Source organism: Nonomuraea sp. NPDC047529, from assembly GCF_040642995.1.
GTDB lineage: Bacteria > Actinomycetota > Actinomycetes > Streptosporangiales > Streptosporangiaceae > Nonomuraea.
Window position 1 is genome coordinate 100,707 of sequence record NZ_JBEYTJ010000013.1, and the last position, 25,165, is coordinate 125,871.

Here is a 25,165-nt window from a genome sequence, read left to right on the forward strand (position 1 = left end):
GCTCGGCGCCGACGGCGCGCAGCAGCGCGGCCCGCGCCTCGCCCAGGTCGGGTTCGGCCAGCAGGGCCGTCTGGCCGGGGTGGCGCACCAGGTGCTCGCCGAGCGCGGCGCTGACGCCGAGGACGGCGAACAGGCGCGCCCTGAGCCGGTCGTCGGCGCGCACGGCGTCGAGGACGGCGGGCTCGCGCTCGGCCAGGCGGGTCAGCGAGACCAGGGCCAGGTCGGGATCGGCCACGACGACCAGGAACTCCAGAAGGTCGTCGAGGTCGGCCGGGGTGCGGTCGAGGAGCTGGGCGGCCCTGGCCCCGTCGGCGAAGCCGAGCTTGGCGAGGCGTGCGGCGGTCGATTCCATCCTGGGCACCTGCTCATCTTGACAGGTGGCGGCCCGAAAGCCGTAGAGTGCAACGCAACGTAGCGTTGTGTTTTGTCGGAGAGGTGATGACATGAGCCGGATGTCCGCGGCGGTGACCTGGGGGATGCTGGCGGCCTGGGCCGTGCACGACGCGGAGGAGCTGGCGACCATGGCCGGATGGGTGCGGCGGGCCCGTCCCCGGCTGGAGCGGCTGTACCCGGGGGTGCCGTGGGAGCGGCTGGAGGTGTCGCAGGCGCGGGTGAACGTGGCGATCGGGCTGATGGGCGGCGTGGTGGCGGGGGCCTCGGCGCTCGGGGCGCGCAGCGGGGGCCGCAGCCCGGCGTTCCAGGCGGTGCTGGCGGGGTTCGGGCTGCACGGGGTCGTCCACCTGGCGCAGGCCGTCGCCACGCGGGGGTACACGCCGGGGGTGGTGACGGCGCCGCTGGTGGTGATCCCGTTCTCGGCCTGGGCGTGGCGGCAATTGCGGCGGGCGGGGGTGGTGGCGGCGCCGGGGCGGTCTGCCGCGTACGGGCTCGCGGCGCTGCCGCTGACGGCGGGGGGCGTGCACGCGGTCGCCCATCTGCTCACCCGCCGCCACGACCGGGCCGCCGAGTCCTCGCCCACTGAGTCCTCGCCCACGGACGGTCTCGGCCGCGACCGCTGGTTCTGACCCGCACCGGCGGCTCGCCGCCGGCCCGAGCCGCGCCGGGCGGCCAGGCCGCGTGGGGGGGCTCCAGGGTGGGGGCGGCGGGTCCCGGGGTGGCTGTCAGGCCGGGCGGGAGGCTTCGACCACCTGGGCGAACGCCTGCGCCACCGGGCGCCAGGTCACCACCAGGGCGGGCTCGGCGGCCTTGACGGCGGCGTTCAGGTCCTCGGCCGACTCCAGGTCCGACTCCGACGTCCAGGCGGTGAAGATCTCCGGGGTGGCCTCGGGGTGGAACTGCAACGCCCAGGCGCGCTCGCCGACCCGGTAGGCCTGGTTCGGGTACTGGGCGCCCGTCATCAGCGGCACCGCGCCCGCGGGCAGCCGCGTCATGGCGTCCTGGTGGTACTGGACGGCGGTGGCCCTGGCCGGGACGCCGGACAGCAGCGGGTCGGAGGCGGCGGCGGGCAGCGCGACCACCTCGCACGCCCCCACCTCCAGGCCGTTCCCGCCGCGCTCGACCGTGCCGCCGAGTGCCATGGTGAGAAGCTGCGCGCCGAGGCAGATGCCGAGCGTGGGGGTGCCCTCGTCCACGGCGCGGCGCAGGAGGGCGCGGGTGGCGGGCTGCCAGGGGCTGCGCTCGTCCTCCCAGGCGGCCGCGGCGCCGCCGAGCACGATCAGGCCGTCGGCGGCCCGTGCGGAGACCGGGTCGCCGAGGTAGGGGCGGACGACGTCGCAGGTGGGGCCGAGCCAGTCCGCCAGGTGGCCGAGCCCGGCGCCGGCCTCGTGCTCGATCACGGTGATGCGCATATCGGGTAATTTATCCGCCTTTTTTCGTAAAAGCGGCTATCCGTCCCTTGCCGGGACAGCCGCGGGCGGTGGGTGCCCGGCGCCGGGCGGGTCCCTAGGATCCGGCTATGAGATTCGACGAAGTGGACGGGCTGCGCGTCGCCACGTTCGGCACCGGGCCCCGCAAGGTCATCGCGGTCCACGGCATCAGCGCCTCGCTCATGGCCTGGGGCGCGGTCGGGCGGCGGCTGCCCGAGGAGTGGTCACTGATCGCGATGGACCTGCGCGGCCGCGGGCACAGCGCCTCCCTGCCCGGCCCGTACGGGCTGCCCCGGCACGCCGAGGACGTCCTGCGCGTCGCCGAGCACGTCGGCGCGGGCCCGGACGCGGTGCTGGCCGGCCACTCGATGGGAGCGTACGTGGCCGTGCTGGCCGGGGCCGCCCGCGACTTCGCCCGGGTCGTCCTGGTGGACGGCGGCCTCCCGCTCCCGCTGCCCGAGGGCGTCGACCCCGACGCCGCCCTGGAGGCCACGCTCGGGCCCGCGCTCGCCCGCCTGCGCCGGACGTTCGCCTCCCCCCAGGAGTACGTGGACTTCTTCAAGGCCCATCCGGCCTTCGCCGCCCACTGGAGCCCGGACGTCGAGGCGTACGTCCGCTACGACCTCACCGGCCCCGAGGGCGCGATGCGCTCACGGGCCGTCGGCGAGGCCGTGATGGCGGACGGGCGCTGGATGCGCACCGAGACGGCCGAGATCGGCGCCGCGCTGGCCGCGATCAAGGCGCCGCTGCACCTGCTCAGGGCGCCGCGCGGCCTGCTCGACCAGGACACCGGCATGCTGCCCGACGAGGTCGCCCGGACGTGGACGGCCCGCGTGCCCGGCCTGCGCGACGAGCTGGTGCCCGACTGCAACCACTACACGATCCTGTTCGACGAGGAGCCGGTGACGACCGTCCTGGCCCGGATCACCGGGTCCTGACCACTGCGGCGAGCCGTCCTGGCTTCGCCTCGGACGAGAAACGGCCCCCCGAGCCGAGCTCGGAGGGCCGTTGTCGGCACAGGTCAGCGTGGAGCGATCCACGTGGCGCGGGCGGCGGCCACCAGGGTGCCGTCGTCCTCGTAGATGCCGCTCTCGCCGTACATCTTGCGGCCCTCGCGGCCGGTCGGACGGGCCACGACGGAGTAGCGGCCACCCGGCAGCACCGGGCCGTTGATCTGCACGACCAGGCGGCCGAGCAGGGCCGACTCACCGGGGCCGAAGTGCGCCCAGCCGGTGATGCAGTCGAGCACCGCGCCCACGATCGAGGCGGGGACGCCGTCCTCGCCGCTCACCGTGAACGGCACCCGCCACCCGGCGGCCACCAGGTCGGAGCCCTCCACCGGGCCGGGGAAGATGCGCAGGCCGTCGCCCGGCTCGCGCAGGCCGCAGGCGAAGCACTCGGCGAACGGGTGGGCCTTCAGGCCGACGAACCCGGCCTCGGCGCGGGCGGCGTCGGTGAACGGCACGAAGCCGGGCCCGGTCAGGGTCTCGGCGACGGGGATGGCCTCGACCAGGACCTTGTCGCCGTCGGACAGCGAGACGCTGTTGGCGACGTGCTCAAGGCGCAGCTCGGTCTCCAGGGGCGTGGGCGCGTGCAGCGTGACCTCGACCGCTGATCGGCCGCCGTTCAGCGCCTCTGCCATGGTGCCCGCGATCCAGCCGCCGTTGGCGACTCCCACCGGGCCCCGGAAACGCTCGGGAACGGTCAACACGGTCTGCAGGGCAGCCGTCGTCATGCCACACCCTCCAATATCGCCCCACCAGGCGAGAAGTCCGGAAATATCGTAAAGAGTAGGCCGATTTTACTGGACTCCCGGATTACCACGATGTTGGGGGGTCCCTGAGCGCCGACCGACTCATGCCATAACGCCACAGGCGTGGCCGAAACTTCCCCGGCTACCCCCCGCCATCCCCACCCAGGGTCGGCGCCGTCCATGGCACGGATGTGACTCGGGGGTGAGGAACAACGAAAATCGGCCCCAACCCGGAGTCGGATGCGTATCCGGGGTGAGGCCGATCAAGGCGTCGGCAGTACCTTATCCCGTGATTTCCCCGCCCCGAGCCCATTCCCGGTGAATCCCGTCGGACCGTTCCGGCCGCTGTGCCCGCCCACCGCCCACCCACCGCCCACCCACTGCCCGCCCGCGCGCCCTATGCTGGCGCGACAGGGGTCGAAGCGAACCGATCGGGCGGGGTGGGTCTGTGCAGCGGGCGACGTTACGTTTTCCGCCCGGGTCGCTGGTCGTGCTGACCGGGCTGCCCGGCGCCGGCAAGACCACGCTGCTGCGCCGCCTCTACGGCCTTCACGGCTCCGAGAGCGCGCCCGTCGTCGCCGACGCGGTCGTGGTGATCGACTCGGGGCAGTCGCGGCTCCACTGGGCCGGCCGCATCACCTGGGCTCCCCGGCCGGTCCGCCGCGCGGTGGTGTTCGCCACCCACGTGAGCCGGGTCAGCCAGGCGCTGGCCAAGGGGCAGGCGGTCCTCGCGCACAACCGGGGCTGCGCCACGTACGTGCTGAAGGGGTTCGCCTGGCTGGCCCGCAGGCAGCGGGCGAGCTTCCACCTGCTGCTGCTCGACGCGCCTCCGGCGGCGGCGGTCGCCGGCCAGCACGCCAGGGGACGGGTGGTCGCGCCCCGCACGTTCGCCCGCCACCGCCGCAACTGGGACAGCCTGCTGGCCCGGGTGGCCGGCGGCGACCCGGGCCCGGCCGTCAGCGCGCACGTCGTCACCCGCGCCGAGGCCGACCGGCTGGAGCACATCGTCTTCGACAGCGCCGACCGCGCCCCCGCCGACTGACGACGACGTCCCGCCGAGGAGACGCCAAGGGGACATCGAGGGAGGACCCGCCATGAAGCAGTACCTGCTGACCCTGTTCGAGCCCGACGGCCCGCCGCCCGAGCCCGAGGTCCTGGAGCCGATCATGCGCGACATCGGCGCGGTCGAGTCGGAGATGCGCGCGGCCGGCGTGTGGGTCTTCTCCGGCGGCCTGGCACCGGCGGAGCAGGCGTCGGTGGTCCGGATGCGCGCCGGCGAGACGTTCACCACCGACGGCCCCTACACCGAGGGCAAGGAGCACGTCGGCGGGTTCACCGTCATCCGGGCGCCCGACCTGGACGGCGCGCTGGAGTGGGGGCGCCGGCTCGCGCGCGCCGTGGGCGTGCTCCCGGTCGAGGTGCGCGAGTTCAAGGGCTGAGCCGCCCCGGCCTCACAGCACCGGCAGGTAGCGGCCCAGCTCGAACTCGGTGACCGTACGGCGGTATTCGCGCCACTCGGCCCGCTTGTTGCGCAGGAAGAAGTCGAAGACGTGCTCGCCCAGCGTCTCGGCGACCAGCTCGCTGCGCTCCATGACGGCGATGGCCTCGTCGAGCGAGCCGGGCAGCGGCTGGATGCCCAGCGCCCGGCGCTCGGCGCTGGTCAGGGTCCAGACGTTGTCCTCGGCGGCCGGCGGCAGCTCGTAGCTCTCCTCGATGCCCTTGAGCCCGGCGGCCAGCACCAGCGCGAAGGCCAGGTACGGGTTGCACGCCGAGTCGAGCGACCGGAACTCGATGCGGGTCGAGCCGCCCTTGTGCGGCTTGTACATGGGCACCCGGACCAGCGCCGAGCGGTTGTTGTGCCCCCAGCACACGTAGGAGGGCGCCTCGCCGCCCTGCCCCGCGATGGCCTCGGCGCCGCCCCACAGCCGCTTGTAGGAGTTGACCCACTGGTTGGTGATGGCGGTGATCTCGGCGGCGTGCCGCAGCAGGCCGGCGATGAACGAGCGGCCGATCTTCGACAGCCGGTAGTCGGTGCCGGCCTCGTGGAAGGCGTTGCGGTCGCCCTCGAACAGCGACATGTGCGTGTGCATGCCCGAGCCCGGGTGCTCGGTGAACGGCTTGGGCATGAACGAGGCCCAGATGCCCTGCTCCAGGGCCACTTCCTTCATGATCAGCCGGAACGTCATGATGTTGTCGGCCGTGGTGAGCGCGTCGGCGTAGCGCAGGTCGATCTCCTGCTGGCCGGGGGCGCCCTCGTGGTGGCTGAACTCGACGGAGATGCCCATCGACTCCAGCATCATGATCGCCTGGCGCCGGAAGTCGTGGCCGGAGCTGTGGGGCGTGTGGTCGAAGTAGCCGCCGGAGTCGATCGGCTCGGGCTTCTGACCGGCCTCGGGACGGTTCTTCAGCAGGAAGAACTCGATCTCGGGGTGGGTGTAGAAGGTGAAGCCCATGTCGGCGCACTTGGCGAGCGTGCGCTTGAGCACCCAGCGCGGGTCGGCGTGCGAGGGGGTGCCGTCGGGCATGAGGATGTCGCAGAAGATGCGCGCCGCGCCCGGCGTCTCGCTGCGCCAGGGCAGGATCTGGAACGTGGAGGGGTCGGGCTTGGCCAGCATGTCGGACTCGTAGACGCGGGCGAAGCCCTCGATCGCCGAGCCGTCGAAGCCGATGCCCTCGGCGAAGGCGCCTTCCAGCTCGGCGGGCGCGATCGCGACGGACTTGAGGAAGCCGAGGACGTCGGTGAACCAGAGCCGGATGAACCGGATGTCGCGTTCCTCTAGCGTGCGGAGCACGAACTCCTGCTGGCGGTCCAAGGTGTCCCCTCGTTGAAGACAGTGCGGGTCTTCTACCAGCATGCCGTGCCCGTGTTTCGCACACGTTACAGGGGGTGCCGGTGCGAGCCTCACTGACAAAGGGGCCGCCCAGATCTACTGTGATCACGCAGTGAGTCTCGGGGGAGGCATTGGTGGCTATCGACCTGCTCAATCACAAGCTCGATCGGGCGTTCGACCACATCGACGCGAACGGCAACGGCGTCGTCGAGCGGGAGGACCTGCTGGGGCTGGGCGCGCGCCTGCTGGTGGGTTTCGGGGAGTCCCCCACCTCGGTCACCGGCAACCGGCTCGTCGACAGCTTCGACGGCATCTGGTCGACGTTGTCACGGGCGCTCGACCGCGACGGCGACTCCGGCATCGCCCGCACCGACTTCCGCGGCGGGATGACGGCCGCGTTCGTCACGGGCGACCGGTACAAGCCGGTGTTCCGGCCGGCGACGCTGGCCGTGGCCCAGCTCTGCGACGGCGACGGCGACGGCCTGATCGGGCCGGGCGAGTTCCGTACGATGCTGAGCGCGTTCGGCACCGCCTACGACGACGTGGACGAGGCCTTCGACCGGCTCGATCGCGAGGGCAGAGGCGCGCTCACCGTCGAGGGGCTGGTCCTCGCGGCCGAGGACTTCTACCGCAGCTCAGACCCGAACGCCGCGGGCAACTGGCTCTTCGGACCGCTGTGAACACCGCCGTGAGCACCACCGTGTTCGCCACGGTGCGCACCGCGCTCCGCTCGGTCCTGCACTGGAAGCCGATGCTGCCGCTGCCGCGCAAGGGCGGCTCGCCCGCGCTGGCGCTGCTGCCGCTGGTCGAGCGGGTGCCGGCGATGGGGGCGCCCTGCCGGATGCACCCCGCCGTGTACGCCATCGAGGCCGCGGTCATCGACTGGGCCAGGCGGACGGGCCTGCGCGCCGACGCCGGGGTCGGCTTCCACCGGATGGCCGGCCGCGCCTTCGCCGAGTTCGACGCGGCCGCCGCCGCGCTGTTCGCGCAATGGCTGACCTGGCTGTTCCACCTCGACGACGAGCTGGACGAGGGGTCGTGCACGCTGGACATCTTCGGCGGCATGCTCCAGGGCGCGTCCCGGCACCCGCTGGAGGCGGCCTTCGCCGACCTGTGGCGGGTGACCAGCGCGCGGATGAGCGACCACTGGCGGGCCCGGTTCGCGGTCAACCTGCGACGCCAGGCGGACGCGTGCCGCACCGAGGCCGACAACCGGGCCGCCGGGCGCATGCCGACGCTGGAGGAGTACCCGGCGCTGCGCAGGGGGACGGTCGGCCCCTACCTGTACGACCTGGTCGAGCCATGCCTGCGGGTCGAGGTGCCGGCCTGGATGGTCGAGTGCGAGCCGTGGCGCGAGCTGGTGGACGCCTGCAACGACGTCACGGCCTGGTGCAACGACGTGGCCTCGCGGCCCAAGGAGCGCGGCGACGTGCACAACCTGGTCGTGCTGGCGGTCCGGCAGCTCGGGCTGGGCGAGCGCGAGGCCGTCGCATGGGTGCTCGACCGGATCGTCGGACGATGTCAGGACATGAACCGGGCGGCCCGGCGGCTGCCGCTGGACGACCTGCCGCCCAAGGCGGCCAGGGACGTCAGCAAGGTCGCCTGCGCCTACCTGGCCGCGCCGCGCGCCCACCTGGACTGGCTGCTGGAGACGTCCCGGTACACCTGAGCCGACCAGGAGCCGATCAGGAGCAGATCAGGAGCCGATCAGGGTGAGGCTGCGGCGAGCATGTCGCCCGCCGCCGTCCGGCGGTAGACGACCTGCTTGCCGAGGCGCAGGCCCACCGTCAGCCCGCCGTCGCTGAGCACCCCGAGGTGCTGGCTGACCGCGCCCGGGGTGAGCGACATCCGGGCGGCCAGCGCCGAGGTGGTGCTCGGCTCGGCCAGCGCGAGCAGGATCTGCGCCCGGCTGCGCCCGATGAGCGCGGCCAGCGCGCCGGGGGCGGGCGGCGGGCCCTGCTCCCACAACGTGCCCACGCCGAGCACCGGGTAGACGAGCATCGACTGGTACGGAGCCGACATCACGGCCACCGACGGCCAGTAGAACGCGCTCGGCACCAGCAGCAGCCCGTCGCCGTGCAGGCCGCCCGCGTGGCACCACGGCCGGTCGATGAGCAGCTGCTCCCCCGTCCACTCCACGGCGGGACCGAGCCCGGCGAACAGTTCCCTGGCCCCGCCCTGGGCGAGCTGGCGGGAGCGGCGCAGCACGTCGCGTTCGAGCAGCCCGTAGACGCGCGGCCAGAACTCCTCGAAGCACTCCCGCCAGTACGTCTCCAGCGCGTCGGCCACCCGGGCCACGCCCGCCGCCGGGTCGGCCGTGAACCGGTCGAGCAGCGCCCGGTCGGTGCCGGCGATGGTCGCGACCTCCGAGCGGGCGCGTTCGGGGGGCGTGCCGCGGACCAGCGCCAGCTCGGCCACGAAGTCGGGCAGCGGCGTCTCCGGGGGCGGGGTGATGAAGTCGGCCAGGTAGCCGGACGGCGGCACCAGCGCGAACAGCTCGTCCAGGTCGAGCCGGGCCAGCCTGGGCCGCACGGCCTTGATCCACGGCAGGTGGATCGACTGCCTGGAGGGGTCCTGGAGGGTGCGCAGGCTCGCGACCAGCTCCCACATGGGCGAGAACGCGAACCTGATGCGCGCGACGTCCTCCGGCTTCAGGACCCAGGTGACGGCCATGCTTTTAGTGTGCACTAAATCGTTGGCGCGTCGAGCGCCGGGACCTGACCCTTTACCCGTGTCTAGCACTGTCGCTGAGAAGCCTTCCTTCCTCCGTTCCCAGATCGGCGGACTGCCGCGCCCCTTCTGGGCCCTGTGGAGCGGCACCCTGGTCAACCGTCTGGGCACCCTCGTCATGCCGTTCACCGGCGTCTACCTGACCCACTCGCGCGGCATGTCGGTGACCGCCGTGGGCCTGGTCATGGGCGTCTACGGCGCGGGCTCGCTGCTGTCGCAGATCCTCGCGGGCGTGCTCACCGACCGCGTCGGCCGCCGGGTCACGCTGTCGGGCGGCATGCTGGCCACCGCCGCCACCATGCTGGCGCTGGGCTACAGCAGCTCGCTGCCGGCGATCGTCGCGTCCATGTTCGTGCTCGGGCTGGTGATCGACATCTACCGGCCGGCGTCCAACGCCCTGGTGGCCGACCTGGTGTCCCCGGCGGAGCGGGCCCGCGCGTACGGGCTGCTGTTCTGGGCGATCAACCTGGGCTACGCGGTCGGCATGACGGCAGGTGGCTGGCTGGCGAGCGTCGGGTTCCTCTGGCTGTTCTGGATCGACGCGGTCTCCTGCCTGGTCTTCGCCGCGCTGGTGTGGCGGGCGGTGCCCGAGACCAGGCCGCAGGCGCGTGAGTCGTCCGGCGGGTTCGGCGTCGTGCTGCGCGACCGGGCGATGGTCGCCTTCACTCTGGTGGTGCTCGGCAACGCGCTGGTCTACCTGCAGACCGTGACCATGCTGCCGGTCGCGATGACGTCGGTGGTGAAGCTGACGCCGGCGCAGTTCGGCCTGGCCATGGCCCTGAACGGGGTGCTCATCGTCGTCGTGCAGCCGCTGGTCTCCGGCTGGCTCGGACGCAGGGACGCCTCCCGCACGTTCGCGCTCGGCCTGGCGGTCATGGGGGCCGGGTTCGCGATGACGGCCTTCGTCACCACCACGTTCTGGCTGGCCGTCACGATCGGGGTGTGGACCGTGGGCGAGATCATCACCGCGGGCATCTCCGGGACGATCGTGGCCGCGCTGGCCCCCGAGCACCTGCGGGGGCGGTACTCGGGGCTGTTCGGGTTCGCCTGGTCGCTGGCCTCGGTGCTGGCGCCGCTGATGGGCGGGCCGCTGCTCGCGGCCGGGTCGCAGACGTTGTGGTTCAGCGTGGGCGGCGTCGCGCTGGTCTCGGCGGCGGGCATGCTGGCCCTCGGCCCGGCGATCCGGCGGCGGGCGGCGGCCTGAGATCGCGAGCGGCGGTCCACGGAATCCGCCGCCGTTGAGAGAATTTTGATCGGATGTTGGCTGATTCCCGATAATTTCCTGCCGATCACGGAAGGAAATGGTGGGATGCGCCACGCAGGATGGGCGCGCCGGGCGTGCACGAGGCTGGCCACGCCCCGCGTCGCGATCGGGATCGCCACGTTCGCCGTCGTGCTGGAGCTGGCCGACATCTGGGTGACCGCGCAGTTGCCGCCGTCGCCGTACACGCCGCTGCCGTTCGCGCCCGAGGACATGGCGGGCACGGCGTTCCCCGTCTTCGGCGCGATCCTCGTGCACAGCAGGCCGCGGCTGGTCATCGGCTGGCTGCTGTGCCTCGGCGGGACGAGCGCGGCGGCCAACATCCTGTCGGCCAACCTCTACCAACTGCTCGACGGCGGGCCGGGCCCGCGCTGGCCGATCGTCAACCTGACCTGGAACGTCTGCGAGCTGACCCTCGGCGTCCTGCTGCCCCTGCTGTACCCGGTGGGCAGGCTGCCGTCGCGGCGGTGGCGGCCGGTGATCGCGCTGGCCGTGGCCGGGCAGGCGCTGGACTGGGCCGGGCTGCTGGCCGACCGGCCCGGGCTGCGGGAGGCCGGGCACGCCACGCTCTCGGCGAGCATGGTGCTGGCCTTCGCCTCGCTGGTCGTGCGTTTCCGGCGCGGCGACGCGGTCGAGCGGCGGCAGCTCCTGTGGCTGCTGGTGGCGCTGCCCGGCCTGCTGGTGCCGTGGATGCTCGGCGCGGACGTCTGGTGGGTGGCCTCGCTGGCCATCCCGCTGATCCCGGCGGCCATCGCCGTGGCGGTGCTGCGCTACCGGCTGTTCGGCATCGACACGCTGATCAGCAGGGCGCTGGTGGGCACCGGCCTGGCCATCGTGATCACCCTCGTGTACGTCGCGGTCAGCGCGGCCCTCAGCGTGTTCCTGTCGGAGGTGGACCGGATCGCCGGCATCCCCGCGGCCCTGTTCGCCGGGGCGTTCTTCCAGCCGATGCGCCGCGGCCTGCAACGCGGCGTGGACCGCCTGCTGTACGGCAGCACCGGCGTGCCCGGCACGCTGGCCCGGCGGCTGCGGCACCGGCTCCAGCACACCGACCCCGTGCACGGCCTGCTGGCCACGCTCGACGTGCTGCGCGAGGGCCTGTCGGTGACCGGCGTCGCGGTCGAGGCCGACGGCGCGGTCACCACGTCCGGCGTGGTGGGCGCGGCGGCCAGGACCGTCCCGCTGGTGTGGCACGGCGAACCGGTCGGGCTGCTGCTGATCGGGCCGACGGACCGGCGCAGGTTCCCCGCGGCCCACGACGAGCGGGTGATCGCCACGATCACGCCGTACATCGCCGACGCCGCGCACGCCGTACGGCTGACGGCGGCGCTGCAACGCTCACGCGAGCGCATCCTGACCGCGCGGGAGGAGGAACGGCGGCGGCTGCGCCGTGACCTGCACGACGGGCTCGGCCAGTCGCTCACCGGCATGGCCATGTCGATCAACGCCGCCCGGCTGACCATGCACAGCGCTCCCGAGCAGGCCGACCGGCTGCTGGCCGGGCTGCGCGCCGGCATGGACGCCGTGACCGGCGACATCAGGCAGCTCGTCTACGGCCTGCGCCCGCCCGCCCTGGACGAGCTGGGCCTGGCCGGCGCGATCGAGGACCTGGCCGGGACGCCGGTCGGGACGTCGGGCGAGCTGACCGGCCTGCCCGCCGCGGTCGAGGTCGCGGCCTACCGCATCGTGCAGGAGGCGCTCACCAACGCGCGCAAGCACGCCCGCGCCTCGCGGATCACGGTGACGTTGCGCCGCGACGACCGCCTGCGCGTCACGGTCGCCGACGACGGGATCGGCCTGCCGCCGGACGCGCGGCCCGGCGTCGGGCTGGGCTCGATGCGCGAACGGGCGGCCGAACTCGGGGGCACCTGCGCCGTACGAACGGGACCGGGAGGTGGCACGGTTGTCCACGCCGAACTCCCCCTGTGACAATTCGCCATATCCCCGGACGTGTTATCCCTCTACGCTTACCCCTGACATGCTGACATTCACCGCACTGGGACCGTTCCACGCCTGGAGCGACGGCGTCCCCCTCGACCTCGGCGGCCAACGGCAGCGGGCGGTGCTCGCCCGTCTGCTCGTGGCGGGCGGCCGGGCCGTGCCCGTGCACACGCTCATCGACGAGCTGTGGCCGGGCGATCCGCCCGCGCAGGCCCTGTCCACCATCCAGGGCTACGTCTCGCGGCTGCGGCGCGCGCTGGAGCCCGGCCGCGCACCACGCGAGGAGGCCGAGGTGCTGGTCTCGGCCGCGCCCGGCTACGCGCTGCGGGCCGCGACCGAGCAGGTCGACTCGTGGCGGTTCGAGAGCCTGGTGAAGACCGAGGGCCCGCCCCCGCAGGTGTGGGCCGCCATGGAGAGCGCGCTCGGGCTGTGGCGCGGGCCGGCGCTGGCCGAGTTCGCCGAGCTGACCTGGGCGGCGACCGAGGCGGGCAGGCTGGAGGAGCTGCGGCTGATCGCCGTCGAGCGGCGCGCCGACGCCGGGCTCACGCTGGGCCGGGCCACCTCCCTGGTGGCCGACCTGGAGGCGCACGCCTCGGCCCACCCGCTGCGCGAGGAGGCGTGGCGGCTGCTGGCCCTCGCCCTGTACCGGATGGGCCGCCAGGGTGACGCGCTGGCCGCGCTGCGCCGGGCCCGCGCGGTGTGGCGGGACGAGCTGGGGCTCGACCTGTCGGCCGGGCTGCGCCGGCTGGAGGCCGACATGCTGGCCCAGCGGCTGGAGGAGCCGCCGCCCCCGCCGTCCGCCGCCCCCGCCCCGGCCGCCGCCGGGGAGCGGGTGCTGCGCGTGCTGGTGGCCGACGACCAGGCGCTCGTACGGGCGGGGCTGCGCGCCATGCTCGACAGCGAGGACGGCGTGGCGCTGGCCGGCGAGGCGGCCAACGGCGAGGAGGCCATCGCGGGCGTACGCGAGCACCGGCCGGACGTCGTGCTGCTCGACATCCAGATGCCGCACCTGGACGGCCTGGCCGCCGCCCGCCGCATCCTGGCCGGGGAACGCCCGCCCAAGGTCGTCATGATGACCACGTTCGGCAGCGACGAGAACCTGTACGCGGCGCTGCGCGCGGGCGTCAGCGGCTTCGTGCTGAAGACCTCGGCCCCCGAGCAGTTCCTGGCCGCGATCAGGGCCGCCGCCGTCGGGGACGCGCTCATCGACCCGGCGGTCACCACCCGGCTGATCTCGGCGTTCGCCGGCCGCACCGACCCGGCCTCGCCGCCGGCGCTGGCCGGACTCTCCGACGCCCGGCTCGACGTGCTCAAACTCGTCGCACGCGGACTGACGAACCGGCAGATCGGCCAGACGCTGGCGCTGCCCGAGGAGGAGGTGTCGGTGCTGGTGAAGTCGCTGCTGGACCACCTGGGGCTGTTCGACCGGGCGCAGCTCGTCATGGCGGCCTACGAGTCCGGTCTGGTCACTCCAGGGGACAAGGGACACTTTTCGTCGCTTTGACGATAAAAATCGGGTCGTACTAGGCTAATGACGTGGCACAACTGCGCATAGCCCTGGCACAGACGAACCCGACCGTCGGCGACCTGGCCGCCAACGCCGAGCGGCTGGTCGCGTGGACCCGTGACGCCGCCGAGCGCGGCGCTCACCTGGTCGTCTTCACCGAGATGTTCCTCACCGGCTACCCCGTCGAGGACCTGGTGCTGCGCACGTCCTTCGTGGACGCGAGCATCAGGACCCTGGAGGAGGTGGCGCGCAGGCTCGACCGCGAGGGACTGGGCGACCTCCCTGTGGTCGTCGGCTACGTCGACCGCGCCGGCCTGGCGCCCCGGGTGGGCCAGCCCAAGGGCGCACCGCTGGACGCGGCCGCGCTGCTGCACAAGGGCGAGGTCGTCGTCCGCACGGCCAAGCACCACCTGCCCAACTACGGCGTGTTCGACGAGTACCGCTACTTCGTGCGCGGCGACCGGCTGCCGATCGTCCGGCTGCACGGCGTGGACGTGGCGATCGCGGTCTGCGAGGACCTCTGGCAGGAGGGCGGGCCGGTGTCCGTCGTCGGCCAGGCGGGCGCCGGGCTGCTGGTCGTGCCGAACGCCTCGCCGTACGAGAAGGAGAAGGACGACGTACGGCTGGAGCTGGTCGCCCGCAGGGCGCGCGAGGCCGGCTGCGCGCTCGCCTACGTCAACCAGGTCGGCGGGCAGGACGAGCTGGTCTTCGACGGCGACTCGATCATCGTGGACGCCTCGGGCGAGCTGGTGGCGCGGGCCGGCCAGTTCCGCGAGGAGCTGCTGGTCGCCGACCTCGACCTGCCGGTCTCCGACGCCGAGCCCGGCACGTTCCCCCACGACGCGCTCGACGGCACCACGATCACCGTCGAGCGCCGGGTCCTGTCGCAGGAGCCCGTCGAGCCCTACCCGGCGCAGCCCGCCCCCGTCGCCGAGCGGCTCGACCTGCACGCCGAGGTGTACTCGGCCCTGGTGCTGGCGGTACGCGACTACGTGGCCAAGAACGGCTTCCAGTCGGTCATCCTGGGCCTGTCGGGCGGCATCGACTCGGCCCTGACGGCGGCCATCGCCTCCGACGCGATCGGCCCGTCCCGGGTGAACGTCGTGCTCATGCCCTCGCGCCACTCCTCCGACCACTCGCTGGCCGACGCCGAGGACCTGGTGGCCAGGCAGGGCATCAACTCCAGGATCGCGCCGATCGCCGAGATCGTCACGGCCTTCGAGAAGGAGATCGAGCTGTCCGGCCTGGCCGCGGAGAACCTCCAGGCCAGGGTGCGCGGCATGATCCTCATGGGCCTGTCGAACCAGAACGGCCACCTGGTGCTCACCACCGGGAACAAGAGCGAGCTGGCCACCGGCTACTCCACCCTCTACGGCGACTCCGCCGGCGGCTTCGCCCCGATCAAGGACGTGCCCAAGACGATGGTGTGGGAGCTGTCCAGGTGGCGCAACGCGCACACCTGCGAGGGCTTCCTCATGTCCGTCGAGCGGCCGATCCCGGAGAACTCGATCACCAAGGAGCCCAGCGCCGAGCTGCGCCCCGACCAGCGCGACACCGACTCGCTGCCGCCGTACGAGGTGCTGGACCGGCTGCTGGACGACTATGTGGAGAAGGACATGGGCTCGCAGGAGCTCATCGCGGCCGGGCACGACCCCGCGCTGGTCACGCGGGTGATCCGGTTGGTGGACCTGGCGGAGTACAAGCGCCGCCAGTACCCGCCGGGCCCCAAGATCACGCCGAAGAACTTCGGCCGCGACCGCCGCCTCCCCATCACCAACCGCTGGCGCGAGACGACCTGACCCCTCCCGAGAGACGGGCCGCCCCCTCCCCTCCCAAGGGGGGCGGGTCGCGCCTGGCGGCGGGATTGTCGGTGGCGGCTGGCAGGGTGGGGCCGTGGCACAACCGCTGAAAGACCTGATCAACGCCCGGTCCGTGTCGGTGCTCGCCGACGGCCTGGCCGCCGTGTGGCCCTCGTTCCCGCAGGCCCGCTTCACCGAGCGCGCCCTGGCCGGGCTCGCCCCGCTGGAGCTGAAGGACCGCGTCAGGCACGTCTCCGCCGCCCTCCACGACGCCTTCCAGCATGCCCTCCCGATGCCTTACCCCCAGGCCGCCGAGCTGGTGCGGGCCTGCGCCGCGCGCGGGGAGCTCGACCTGTGGAGCGGCTGGCCGGTCACCGACCACACCGCCGTCCACGGGCTCGACCGTCTGGAGGCGGCGATGGCCACGCTGGCGGCGCTCACGCCGTACTCGACGGGCGAGTTCGCCGTACGCCCCCTTCTCGACCGCCACCGCGACGACGCCCTCAAGATCATGTACGGCTGGGCGGAGTCCCCCGACGAGCACCTGCGCCGCCTGGCCTCGGAAGGCACCCGGCCGCGCCTGCCGTGGGCCTCCCGGGTCGGCTGGCTGATGACGCCCGGCCCCACCCTGCCCCTGCTCGACCTGCTGCGCGACGACCCGAGCGAATACGTCCGCCGCTCGGTCGCCAACCACGTCAACGACCTGGCCAAGGACCACCCCGACACGGCGCTCGCGGTGCTGGCCCGCTGGCGCGCGGGCGGCGGCTCGCACGTCGAGCGGGTCGTGCGCCACGCGGCCCGCGGGCTGCTGCGTGCCGGGCACCCCGAGGCGCTGGAACTGCTGGGCGCCACCCCGGGCAACGGCTCGGCGCGGGCCCTCGTCCTGGAGTCCGACACGGTCGCCGTCGGCGGCAGGCTGACGTTCACCGTCACGGTCACGGCGGGCGCGCCGGGCCCGCTGCTGCTCAAGTACGCCGTCCGCCGGGCGGGCTCGCGCCGCGTCTTCCACCTGGGCGAGCGCGTGGCCGCCGCCGAGGGGGCGGCGTTCACGCTGCGCAAGAGCCATTCCTTCCGCCCGGTCACCACCCGCAACGAGCCGCCCGGGCCACGCGAGCTCGACGTCATCGTCAACGGCCGGGTGGCGGCCACCGTGCCCTTCACCCTGACCGCCGCCCCCGGCGGGGTCACCTCGCCGATCGGGTAGCGGATCACCGGCACGAAGACCCGGAGACCCCGGACGTCTCAGCGCCTGACGCGGTCTCCGGCCAGTCCGAGCAGGACCGTGTCGACCACGCGTTCGGCCAGGTCGGCCGGGAGGTCTCCGGCCGGCCCCCACTTCGACTGCCACATCATCGTGCCGGAGAACAGGGCCATCGCCAGCTCGACGTCGAGGTCGGGCCTGAGCTCGCCGGTGGCGACGCCGCGCTCGATCACCGAGCGCAGTGCCTGCCTGCGCGGCTCGACGGCCCGCTTCACGAAGCGTTCCATCAGTCGCGGATAACGATCGGCCTCGCTCATCGCGATGTTCATCACGCAGCGGGTGCGGGCCTGGCCCGCCTCCCTGCGCATCGCGTCGAGCAGGGAGATCAGGTCGTCGCGCACGGAGGTGCCGGACAGCGGCGGGAGCGGCGCCTTCAGCGTGGAGAGCGCGTCGACGACCAGGTCCTCCTTGTTGGACCAGCGCCGGTAGATGGTGGTCTTCCCGACGCCCGCCCTCGACGCGATGGCCTCGATCGACAGCTCCGACACCCCCATGCCCTCACCGATCAGGTCGAGGGTCGCGTCGATGATCGCCTTCTCGGCCTTCTCGCTGCGCGGACGGCCCGCCGGGCGGGCAGTCCCTGAATCCTGGATCGTCATCGCGGCCTCACACTACCGCTGGTTCCTTCTGTTCCGCCTGCTGGACCGGGCGCGCCTTGCCCGGCATCCACTTGGCCACCACCGCGACGCCCACCAGGGCGATCACGGCCGAGACCATCGCCGTGACGTGCATGCCGTCGACGAACGCGGTGAAGGCGGGCTTGATCAGCGCCTGGCCGTGCTCGCCGAGCTGCCTGGCGAAGGCCGTCGTCGCCATGATGGACTCACCGGCGGCGTGCGGGGCGCCGGCCGGCAGCGCCGAGGCGATCTCGCCGCGGTAGCTGCTCGACAGGACCGAGCCGAGCACGGCCACGCCGAGCGCGCCGGCGACCTGGCGGACGGTGTTGCTCATGGCCGAGCCGACACCGGCCTTCTCCCTGGGCAGCGCCTCCATGATGGCGGTGGTCGCGGGCGGCATGATGTTCGCCATCGCCGCGCCCTGGACGAAGAAGATGATCTCGATCAGCACCACGGGCGTGTCCACGTCCATCAGGGCGTAGCTGCCCAGCGCGGCGGTCACCACGAGCATGCTGACCGTGGCCGACAGCTTGGCGCCGAAGAGCTGGTGCACCCGCTGGCTGAGCGGCGCGAAGATGAGCTGCGCGGCGGCGAACGGGATCATCAGGGCCCCCGCCTGGATCGGGCTGAAGCCCAGCACGATCTGCAGGTAGAAGGTCAGGAAGAACATCCCGCCCATCATCGCGAAGAAGACGATGCCCATCATGCCGATGGCCGAGCTGAACCGTACGTTGCTGAAGTTGCGCACGTCGAACACCGGGTTGTCGATGCGCCGCTCCCACCACACGAACACGCCCAGCACGACCAGGCCGAGCAGCGTCGGGACGATCACTTCCGCGCTCGCCAGGGTGCCCAGGTCGCCGCCGCGGATGATGCCGTAGACGAGCGCCACCAGACCGATGATCGACAGCACCACGCCCACCGGGTCGAGCTTGGACGGCTTCGGGTCACGCGACTCGGGCACGACGACGCCGATGAGGATCATGCTGATCACCACGATCGGCACGTTGACCAGGAAGACCGAGCCCCACCAGAAGTGCTCGATGAGCAGGCCGCCGGTGATCGGGCCGATCGCCACGGCGAGCCCCACGCCACCGGCCCAGATGCCGATCGCCTTGCCACGCTCACCGGGCGGGAACACGTTGGAGATGATCGCCAGCGTGGCCGGCATGATCGCCGCGCCGCCGATGCCCATCGCCGCCCGCGCGAAGATCAGCTGCATCGGGTCCTGGGAGTAGGCACTGGCCAGCGAGGCCAGGCCGAACAGCGCCATGCCGATGAACAACATGCGCTTGCGACCGGTACGGTCGCCGATCACGCCGAAGGTGAACAACAGCCCGGCGAACACCAGCGTGTAGGAGTTGATCGCCCACTCCAGCTGGCCCTGCGTCGCGCCCAATCCGACACGGGGGTCGGCGATGGTCTTCATCGCCACGTTGAGGATCGTGTTGTCCAGCACGACCGCCAGGAGGCTGAACACCAGCACTCCCAGGATCCCCCACCTGCGTGGATGCCCTGCGTTCGGGTCCATGGAAATCGTCCTTAATTTCGATACGCCTGAGTTTCGCAACGACACCGTATCGCAAGAGATTCCGATACGCAACGGTCCCGTTTCGTAACTTCCGCCTGACGGAGGGAGTGCGTGGAGGGAAACAGCGGGGAAACCCCGATTCACCCCGTGCACAGGCCCCCGCGAACCTTGCTGACAGACCCCGCGAACGGCCGCCGCGGGCACTGCTGACCAGACCCGCCGGCCTCAGGCCGGCAGGCTCGAACCCCCCGGGTCAGCTCTTGGTCACCGCCGGAGGCACGGCGTGCTCCTCGACCGGGGCCGACAGGACCGCGACCGGCGGACGCCGCCGCCACATCGGCAGCGCGACCACCACCATGACCACCCCGACCAGCCCCGCCACCACGAACGCCCACGTGGGCCCGCTGCCGTCGATGATCGCCCCCGCGATGGGCGAGGACGCGGCCCCGCCGATGAGCAGGGCGGTGCCGTGGAGGCCCATCGCCTCGCCCCTGGCCGCGGCGGGCACCCAGCGGCTGAGCACGTCGACCGTGGACGACAGGGCCGGGGCGCACAGCAGGCCGGCCGGCAGCATCGCCAGGATCAGCCACCGCCAGTCGGCCCCGGCCAGGCCCACGGGGATGGTCAGCAGGCCCATGCCCGCGATGAGCACCAGGGGCGAGAAACCACGCGACAGCCCGCCGTAGACGAAGCCGCCGACCAGCGAGTAGAGGCACCAGATCGCCACGGCGAGGCCGACCCACTGCGTCTCGCCCGCGGTGTTGATGGTGGCCACCAGCCCCAGCTCGGTCGCGGTGAGGATGAACGTGGCCGCCGCCGTCGTGCCGAGCAGCGCGACGAACCCCGGCGTGAGCCACTGCCGGCGCGGCACCTTCACCACCGGCTCCTCCAGCTCGACCGCCGACCGGGTGGGCGGGTTGAAGACGATCAGGCCGATGCCCGCCGCCGTGATGCCGACGCCGATGACGACGAGCGTGGTCGTGCTGCCCAGCGTGGTGATGCCGGCCGCGGCGAGCGCGGGACCGGTCATGTACGACAGCTCGACCAGCATCGAGTCGAGCGTGAACCCGGTGCGCCGCTGCTCCGGCGGGACCAGCGCGGCCAGCGACTGCCGGGTCAGGCTGAACACCGGCAGGTTGAGCAGGCCGGCGACCGCCGCCGCGACGGCCAGCGCGGGCAGCGGCAGCGCCCAGGCGCACGACCAGAACACCGCCTGGGCCAGGGTGGTGACGACGAGCACGGGACGCACCCCGTGGCGGTCGACGAACCGGCCCGACAACGGCGAGCCGATAGCCATGCCGACCGTGCTGGCCATCGTCACCACGCCCGCCTCGACGTAGCCCAGGCGCAGCCCGAAGACCACGTGCAGGGTGAGCGCCATCCCCATGGCGGTGGCCGGGACGCGCGCGAGCATCCCCACCAGGAGCAGGGTGCGGACGCCTGGGAGCCGGAAGAGCCGGCGGTATTGGTCGAGAGCCATGGTGTGTCGTTTACCTCCGCGTCGATTGTGTCAAGAGGCACCGACAGTTTCGCCACTGGATTTCCCTCCATGACATCATCGAAGGAGTCCGGGGACGTCACTGGGACGCCTCGAGACGTTTCTGGAGGTGTCCATGTCTTCGACCACGCTGTACGGCGGCGCATCAGGGCGCAGGGTCACCGTCCGCGACCTCGCGGCGGCCAAGGAGCGCGGGGAGCGGTGGCCCATGGTCACCGCCTACGACGCCATGACGGCCAGGGTGTTCGACCAGGCGGGCGTGCCCGTCCTGCTGGTCGGCGACTCCGCGGCCATGGTCGTCTACGGCTTCGACTCCACTCTGCCGGTCACCCTCGACCACCTCGTCCCGCTCACCGCGGCCGTGGTGCGGGGGTCGTCGCGGGCGCTCGTGGTGGCCGACCTGCCGTTCGGGTCGTACCAGGGGTCGCCGCAGCAGGCGCTGGAGTCGGCGGCCAGGTTCATGAAGGAGGCGGGGGCGCACGCGGTCAAGCTGGAGGGCGGGCGGCGGGTGCTGCCGCAGGTCGAGGCGTTGGTCTCGGCGGGCGTGCCGGTCATGGCCCACCTCGGGCTCACGCCGCAGTCGGTCAACGCGTTCGGCGGCTACCGGGTGCAGGGGCGCGGCCAGTCGGGCGACGAGCTGATGGCCGACGCCAAGGACCTGGAGCGGGCGGGGGCGTTCGCGGTGGTGCTGGAGTGCGTGCCGGCCGATCTGGCGCATCGGGTGACCACGTCGCTGTCGGTCCCCACGGTCGGCATCGGGGCCGGGCCGTCCACGGACGCGCAGGTGCTGGTGTGGCAGGACCTGATGGGGCTGACGCCGCGTCCGGCCAAGTTCGTCAAGCAGTACTCCGACCTGGCCTCGGAGATGGACCGCGCGGTGCGGGCCTTCGCCGACGAGGTGACCTCGGGCGCCTTCCCGGCACCCGAGCACACCTACAGCTGACCCCGGGACCGATTCACCCCGCCGCGCCGAAGAGCGTGGCGGGGTCGGTGTTGGAGCCGCAGACCACGACGGCCACCCGCTCCCCCTCCGACGGCCGGTAGGCGCCCGACAGCAGCGCCGCGTACGCCGCCGCGCCGGCGGGCTCGGCCACCAGCCGGTGCCGCTCCCACAACGTCCGGCGGGCCGCGACGATCGCGTCGTCCTCCACCAGGACGCTCTCCACCCCGCTCCCCGACAGCACCTCGTACGCCAGCGCGCCGAGCTGCGTGGCGCCGAGCGCGTCGGCCGCCACGCCTCCCACCTGCACCGGCACCGGACCGCCCGCGCGCAGGGCCTCGTGCAGCGTCGGGATGGCGTACGGCTCCACCGCCACGATCCGCGGCGCGTCACCCCCGGCGCGGGCCCCCAGGGTGATCCCGCCCGCGAGCCCGCCGCCGCCCACGGCCACCACCACCGTGTCCACGCCCCCGGTCTGCTCCATGATCTCCAGCCCGGTCGTGCCCTGCCCGGCCAGCACCTCGGGCTGGTCGTAGGCGTGCACGGGCAGCGCGCCCGTCTCGGCGGCGCGCTTGGCGGCGGCGTCCGCGGCCTCGGAGTAGATGGCCCCGGTCTGCGTGGTGTGCGCGCCGAGCGCCTTGAGCCCGGCCACCTTGACCGGGCTCGTCACCTCCGGGACGAAGATCTCGGCCCGCACGCCCAGCGCCTTGGCGGCGTGGGCGACGGCCAGCCCGTGGTTGCCGCCGCTGGCGGCGATGACCCCGGCGGCGGGCAGCGCGCCGGCCGACAGGATGCGGTTGAACGCCCCCCGCACCTTGAAGGACCCGGAGTGCTGCAGCAGTTCCAGCTTCAGGAACAGGCCCGGCGAGATCTCCAGGACGGGCGTGCGCAGCACGTGCCCTTCGATCCGGCGGGCCGCGTCGAGGACGTCCTGATATGTGACGGCGGTCACGGTTCTCCCTTGGTCGTACGCCCGCGGTCGGCGAGCATGATCCGACGCTATCCGAGCGCCTGTGCCACGTCCGCCCAGAGGTCCTCGGGATGCTCGATGCCCACGGCGATGCGCACCATGCCCTCGCCCACCCCGTGCCTGGCCAGCTCCTCGGCGCCGAGCGAGCGGTGGGAGGTGGTGGCGGGGTGCATGACGCGGGTCTCGACGCCGCCGAGCGAGGGCGCGAGCTGCGCCAGCCGTACGGACTTCATGAACGCCTCCCCCGCCGCCCGCCCGCCGGTCAGGTCGAAGGAGAACACGCCGCCGAAGGCCGGCAGCAGCTTGCCGGCGAGCTCGTACGACGGATGCGAGGGCAGCCCCGGCCAGTGGACGGCCGCCACGGCGGGGTGCTCGGCGAGCCGGCGGGCCAGGAGGTCGGCGTTGGCGCAGTGGCGCTCCATGCGCAGCGGCAGCGTCTGGAGCCCGCGCAGCGTCAGCCACGCCGTGAACGGCTCGGCCGCGGCCCCCAGCTCGGTGGAGAAGTGCCAGACCTTCCCGTGCAGACCGGGGTCGGCGAAGACCGCGATGCCGCCGATCACGTCGCTGTGCCCCGACAGATACTTGGTGGTGGAGTGCACGACGACGTCGGCGCCGTGCTCCAGGGGACGGCAGAGCACGGGCGTGGCGAAGGTGTTGTCCACCACCGACAGGATGCCCAGCTCGCGGGCCGTGGCGCACATCGCGGGCAGGTCGGCCACCAGCGCCATCGGGTTGCTGATGGTCTCCAGGTAGACCAGCCGCGTCTCGGGCCGCACGGCGGCGCGCAGCGCGTCGGGGTCGTTCTCGGGCACGTGGGTGACGGTCATGCCGAACCTGGCGACCAGGTCGTTGAGCATCGTGGCGGTGCCGCCGTACAGGGAACGCTGGGCGATCAGGTGGTCGCCGGGCTTGAGCAGGGCGAGCAGGACGGTGTTGATCGCGCCCATGCCGGAGGCCGCGGCCAGCGCCGCGGCGCCGCCCTCCAGCCCGGACACCGCCAGCTCCAGCGCGCGCACGGTCGGGTTGGTGTAGCGGCCGTAGACGAAGGCGCCGTCGGGGCTGCCCATGGCCGCGCCCATGACCTCCGGGTCGTCGAAGGCGAATCCGGCGCTCTGGTAGAGGGGCATGCCGAGCGGCCGGCTGCCCTCGACCGCGGGCTGAGGCAGGTGTACGGCACGCGTTTCAGGGCGAAAATCACTCATGTCATCAAATATCCCCCGCATTGGCCTCCAACAGCAGAGCCAATACGAGAGAATTGGTCCATGAACAGAGCCAATCCCGATGACCTCGTCCACCTGCTGGGCCGGTGGGCCTCCGGACGCGGGCCGCTCTACCTGCTGCTCACCGCCCGGCTGCGGGCGCTCATCGACGACGGCGTGCTCCCGCCCGGCCAGTCGCTGCCGCCCGACCGGGTGCTGGCCGCCCGGCTCGCGGTCGGCCGCGGCACGGTCGTCGCCGCCTACGACCTGCTCCAGCAGGAGGGCCGGGTGACGCGCCGCCAGGGCAGCGGCACCCGCGTCGCGCCGGGCGACCCGCCGGCCGCCAGGACCGCCGAGGGCGTGGCGGCCAACCCGCTGATGCTGCACCTCCTGCACGCGCCCGACGGCGTCCGGCTGCTGACCTGCGCGGCGCCGGACGACCCGCCCCAGGCGCTGTTCGAGGCGTACCAGGAGGCGGGGGCGCGGGTGGCGGGCCTGCGCGACCTGGGCTACCAGCCGGCCGGCGACCCCTCGCTCCGGGAGGCGCTGGCGGCCCACTACAGCGCGCGCGGCCTGCGCACCACGGCGGACCAGATCATGGTGACGACGGGCGCGCAGCAGGCGCTCACGCTGCTGGCCGGGCTGCTGGTCGCGCCGGGCGACACCGTGCTGACCGAGTCGCCGACGTACCCGGGGGCGCTGGAGGCGTTCCGGCACGCGGGGGCCGTCGTCAAGCCCGTCGGCCTGGACGACGACCGGGCGTCGCGGGCGGTGCGCGAGCGGCCGGCGCTGGTCTACTGCGTGCCCACCGCGCGCAACCCCGACGGCGCGATCATGGACGACGCGGCCCGCAGGCGGCTGGCCGCCCTGGCCGCCGAGCACGGCGTGCCGCTGATCGACGACGAGGTCTGCGCCGAGCTGTGCTTCTCGGGCGGGACGCCCCCGCCGGTGGCCGTGTTCGGCGGGGGCGAGCACGTGGTCACCGTCGGCTCGCTGAGCAAGCTGGTCTGGGGCGGGCTGCGGGTGGGCTGGATCCGCGCGGCGGCGCCGCTGGTCTCGCGGCTGGCCAGGCTGCGGGCCGTGCACGATCTCGGCGGCGAGGTCTTCAGCCAGCTCGCCGCCGTCGCGCTGCTGCGCCGCCTCGACGAGGTGCGCGAGGCCCGCGTACGCGCCCTGCGCCGGCGGCACGACCACCTGTGCGCCGAGCTGCGCGCCCGCCTGCCGTCCTGGACGTTCGAGCCCGCCCGCGGCGGCCAGACCGTCTGGGCGCGACTGCCGCGCGGCGACGCCGGCTCCTTCGCCCAGGTCGCCCTCCGGCACGGCGTCGCGGTGCCGCCGGGCGGCTCCTTCGACCCGCTGGGCGGCCACGCCGACCACCTGCGCCTGCACTTCCTGTTCCCCGAGGAGGAGCTGTCGCGGGCGGTGATCGACCTCGCGGCGGCCTGGGCGGCCTACGACGGCGCCGGGAAACCCGTCTCCCGGCACGCCCTCGTCGTCTGACAGG

General features: G+C 73.1%; 22 protein-coding genes and 1 pseudogene. 13 read left to right on the forward strand and 10 right to left on the reverse strand.

What is annotated here, in order from left to right; genetic code table 11:
• Positions 1 to 352 (reverse strand): annotated as a pseudogene (locus ABZ815_RS22255) (bifunctional glutamine-synthetase adenylyltransferase/deadenyltransferase); the annotation flags it as partial.
• Positions 353 to 443: 91 nt separating this feature from the next.
• On the opposite strand from ABZ815_RS22255, the gene ABZ815_RS22260 reads away from it, so the two are divergent.
• Positions 444 to 1,022, forward strand: coding sequence for an HXXEE domain-containing protein (locus tag ABZ815_RS22260; RefSeq protein ID WP_357700746.1), 579 nt, complete (start codon positions 444 to 446; stop codon positions 1,020 to 1,022).
• Positions 1,023 to 1,118: 96 nt separating this feature from the next.
• On the opposite strand, the gene ABZ815_RS22265 is transcribed toward ABZ815_RS22260, so the two are convergent.
• A complete protein-coding gene (locus tag ABZ815_RS22265; RefSeq protein WP_357700748.1) occupies positions 1,119 to 1,805 on the reverse strand; it encodes a type 1 glutamine amidotransferase in 687 nt (228 codons plus the stop codon).
• A gap of 107 nt (positions 1,806 to 1,912) precedes the next feature.
• Between ABZ815_RS22265 and ABZ815_RS22270 the strand changes: the two genes are divergently transcribed.
• Positions 1,913 to 2,761 (forward strand): alpha/beta hydrolase, encoded by an 849-nt coding sequence (locus ABZ815_RS22270; RefSeq protein ID WP_357700750.1) that lies wholly within the window; start codon positions 1,913 to 1,915, stop codon positions 2,759 to 2,761.
• Between the two features lie 83 nt (positions 2,762 to 2,844).
• Here the strand turns inward: ABZ815_RS22270 and ABZ815_RS22275 are convergent, their stop codons facing one another.
• Positions 2,845 to 3,558, reverse strand: coding sequence for a hypothetical protein (locus ABZ815_RS22275; protein ID WP_357700752.1), 714 nt, complete (start codon positions 3,556 to 3,558; stop codon positions 2,845 to 2,847).
• A 466-nt stretch (positions 3,559 to 4,024) separates the two neighbouring features.
• On the opposite strand from ABZ815_RS22275, the gene ABZ815_RS22280 reads away from it, so the two are divergent.
• Positions 4,025 to 4,618, forward strand: a complete 594-nt coding sequence (locus ABZ815_RS22280) for an AAA family ATPase (RefSeq protein WP_357700754.1) — start codon at positions 4,025 to 4,027, stop codon at positions 4,616 to 4,618.
• 52 nt (positions 4,619 to 4,670) lie between these two features.
• On the forward strand, positions 4,671 to 5,015 hold the full coding sequence (locus tag ABZ815_RS22285) for a YciI family protein (RefSeq protein ID WP_357700756.1): 345 nt from the start codon (positions 4,671 to 4,673) through the stop codon (positions 5,013 to 5,015).
• 12 nt (positions 5,016 to 5,027) lie between these two features.
• Here the strand turns inward: ABZ815_RS22285 and ABZ815_RS22290 are convergent, their stop codons facing one another.
• Entirely contained in the window at positions 5,028 to 6,389 is a 1,362-nt protein-coding gene (locus ABZ815_RS22290) for a glutamine synthetase family protein (RefSeq protein ID WP_357700758.1), read from the reverse strand.
• A gap of 152 nt (positions 6,390 to 6,541) precedes the next feature.
• Here ABZ815_RS22290 and ABZ815_RS22295 point away from each other — a divergent pair, with 152 nt between their 5' ends.
• Both ABZ815_RS22295 and ABZ815_RS22300 read left to right on the forward strand, forming a co-directional pair.
• The gene (locus ABZ815_RS22295) at positions 6,542 to 7,087 is read left to right on the forward strand and encodes a hypothetical protein (protein ID WP_357700760.1); all 546 of its coding nucleotides are present in this window, start codon (positions 6,542 to 6,544) and stop codon (positions 7,085 to 7,087) included.
• A gap of 8 nt (positions 7,088 to 7,095) precedes the next feature.
• On the forward strand, positions 7,096 to 8,076 hold the full coding sequence (locus tag ABZ815_RS22300; protein ID WP_357700762.1) for a terpene synthase family protein: 981 nt from the start codon (positions 7,096 to 7,098) through the stop codon (positions 8,074 to 8,076).
• A 38-nt stretch (positions 8,077 to 8,114) separates the two neighbouring features.
• On the opposite strand, the gene ABZ815_RS22305 is transcribed toward ABZ815_RS22300, so the two are convergent.
• Positions 8,115 to 9,080 (reverse strand): DUF5937 family protein, encoded by a 966-nt coding sequence (locus ABZ815_RS22305; RefSeq protein ID WP_357700764.1) that lies wholly within the window; start codon positions 9,078 to 9,080, stop codon positions 8,115 to 8,117.
• A gap of 58 nt (positions 9,081 to 9,138) precedes the next feature.
• Between ABZ815_RS22305 and ABZ815_RS22310 the strand changes: the two genes are divergently transcribed.
• From ABZ815_RS22310 to ABZ815_RS22330, 5 genes are all read left to right on the forward strand, one after another.
• Positions 9,139 to 10,341 (forward strand): MFS transporter, encoded by a 1,203-nt coding sequence (locus ABZ815_RS22310; protein ID WP_357700766.1) that lies wholly within the window; start codon positions 9,139 to 9,141, stop codon positions 10,339 to 10,341.
• Between the two features lie 105 nt (positions 10,342 to 10,446).
• Positions 10,447 to 12,327, forward strand: a complete 1,881-nt coding sequence (locus ABZ815_RS22315; RefSeq protein WP_357700768.1) for an ATP-binding protein — start codon at positions 10,447 to 10,449, stop codon at positions 12,325 to 12,327.
• A 49-nt stretch (positions 12,328 to 12,376) separates the two neighbouring features.
• A complete protein-coding gene (locus ABZ815_RS22320; RefSeq protein WP_357700770.1) occupies positions 12,377 to 13,843 on the forward strand; it encodes a BTAD domain-containing putative transcriptional regulator in 1,467 nt (488 codons plus the stop codon).
• A gap of 32 nt (positions 13,844 to 13,875) precedes the next feature.
• Positions 13,876 to 15,645 (forward strand): NAD+ synthase, encoded by a 1,770-nt coding sequence (locus ABZ815_RS22325; RefSeq protein WP_357700772.1) that lies wholly within the window; start codon positions 13,876 to 13,878, stop codon positions 15,643 to 15,645.
• A gap of 94 nt (positions 15,646 to 15,739) precedes the next feature.
• Positions 15,740 to 16,849, forward strand: coding sequence for a DNA alkylation repair protein (locus tag ABZ815_RS22330; RefSeq protein ID WP_357700774.1), 1,110 nt, complete (start codon positions 15,740 to 15,742; stop codon positions 16,847 to 16,849).
• A 38-nt stretch (positions 16,850 to 16,887) separates the two neighbouring features.
• Here the strand turns inward: ABZ815_RS22330 and ABZ815_RS22335 are convergent, their stop codons facing one another.
• The 3 genes from ABZ815_RS22335 to ABZ815_RS22345 form a co-directional block, all read right to left on the reverse strand.
• The gene (locus ABZ815_RS22335; protein WP_357700776.1) at positions 16,888 to 17,505 is read right to left on the reverse strand and encodes a TetR/AcrR family transcriptional regulator; all 618 of its coding nucleotides are present in this window, start codon (positions 17,503 to 17,505) and stop codon (positions 16,888 to 16,890) included.
• A gap of 7 nt (positions 17,506 to 17,512) precedes the next feature.
• On the reverse strand, positions 17,513 to 19,054 hold the full coding sequence (locus tag ABZ815_RS22340; RefSeq protein WP_357700778.1) for an MFS transporter: 1,542 nt from the start codon (positions 19,052 to 19,054) through the stop codon (positions 17,513 to 17,515).
• 253 nt (positions 19,055 to 19,307) lie between these two features.
• A complete protein-coding gene (locus ABZ815_RS22345) occupies positions 19,308 to 20,534 on the reverse strand; it encodes an MFS transporter (RefSeq protein WP_357700780.1) in 1,227 nt (408 codons plus the stop codon).
• A gap of 133 nt (positions 20,535 to 20,667) precedes the next feature.
• Between ABZ815_RS22345 and panB the strand changes: the two genes are divergently transcribed.
• Positions 20,668 to 21,495 (forward strand): 3-methyl-2-oxobutanoate hydroxymethyltransferase, encoded by an 828-nt coding sequence (panB, locus tag ABZ815_RS22350; RefSeq protein WP_357700782.1) that lies wholly within the window; start codon positions 20,668 to 20,670, stop codon positions 21,493 to 21,495.
• Positions 21,496 to 21,508: 13 nt separating this feature from the next.
• Here panB and ABZ815_RS22355 read toward each other — a convergent pair whose 3' ends face one another.
• Positions 21,509 to 22,444: a serine/threonine dehydratase gene (locus ABZ815_RS22355; protein ID WP_357700784.1), complete on the reverse strand. Its 936-nt coding sequence runs from the start codon at positions 22,442 to 22,444 to the stop codon at positions 21,509 to 21,511.
• Between the two features lie 47 nt (positions 22,445 to 22,491).
• On the reverse strand, positions 22,492 to 23,664 hold the full coding sequence (locus ABZ815_RS22360) for an aminotransferase class I/II-fold pyridoxal phosphate-dependent enzyme (protein ID WP_357700786.1): 1,173 nt from the start codon (positions 23,662 to 23,664) through the stop codon (positions 22,492 to 22,494).
• Between the two features lie 60 nt (positions 23,665 to 23,724).
• On the opposite strand from ABZ815_RS22360, the gene ABZ815_RS22365 reads away from it, so the two are divergent.
• Positions 23,725 to 25,161: a PLP-dependent aminotransferase family protein gene (locus ABZ815_RS22365; protein WP_357700788.1), complete on the forward strand. Its 1,437-nt coding sequence runs from the start codon at positions 23,725 to 23,727 to the stop codon at positions 25,159 to 25,161.
• The last annotated feature ends 4 nt before the right edge of the window (positions 25,162 to 25,165 follow it).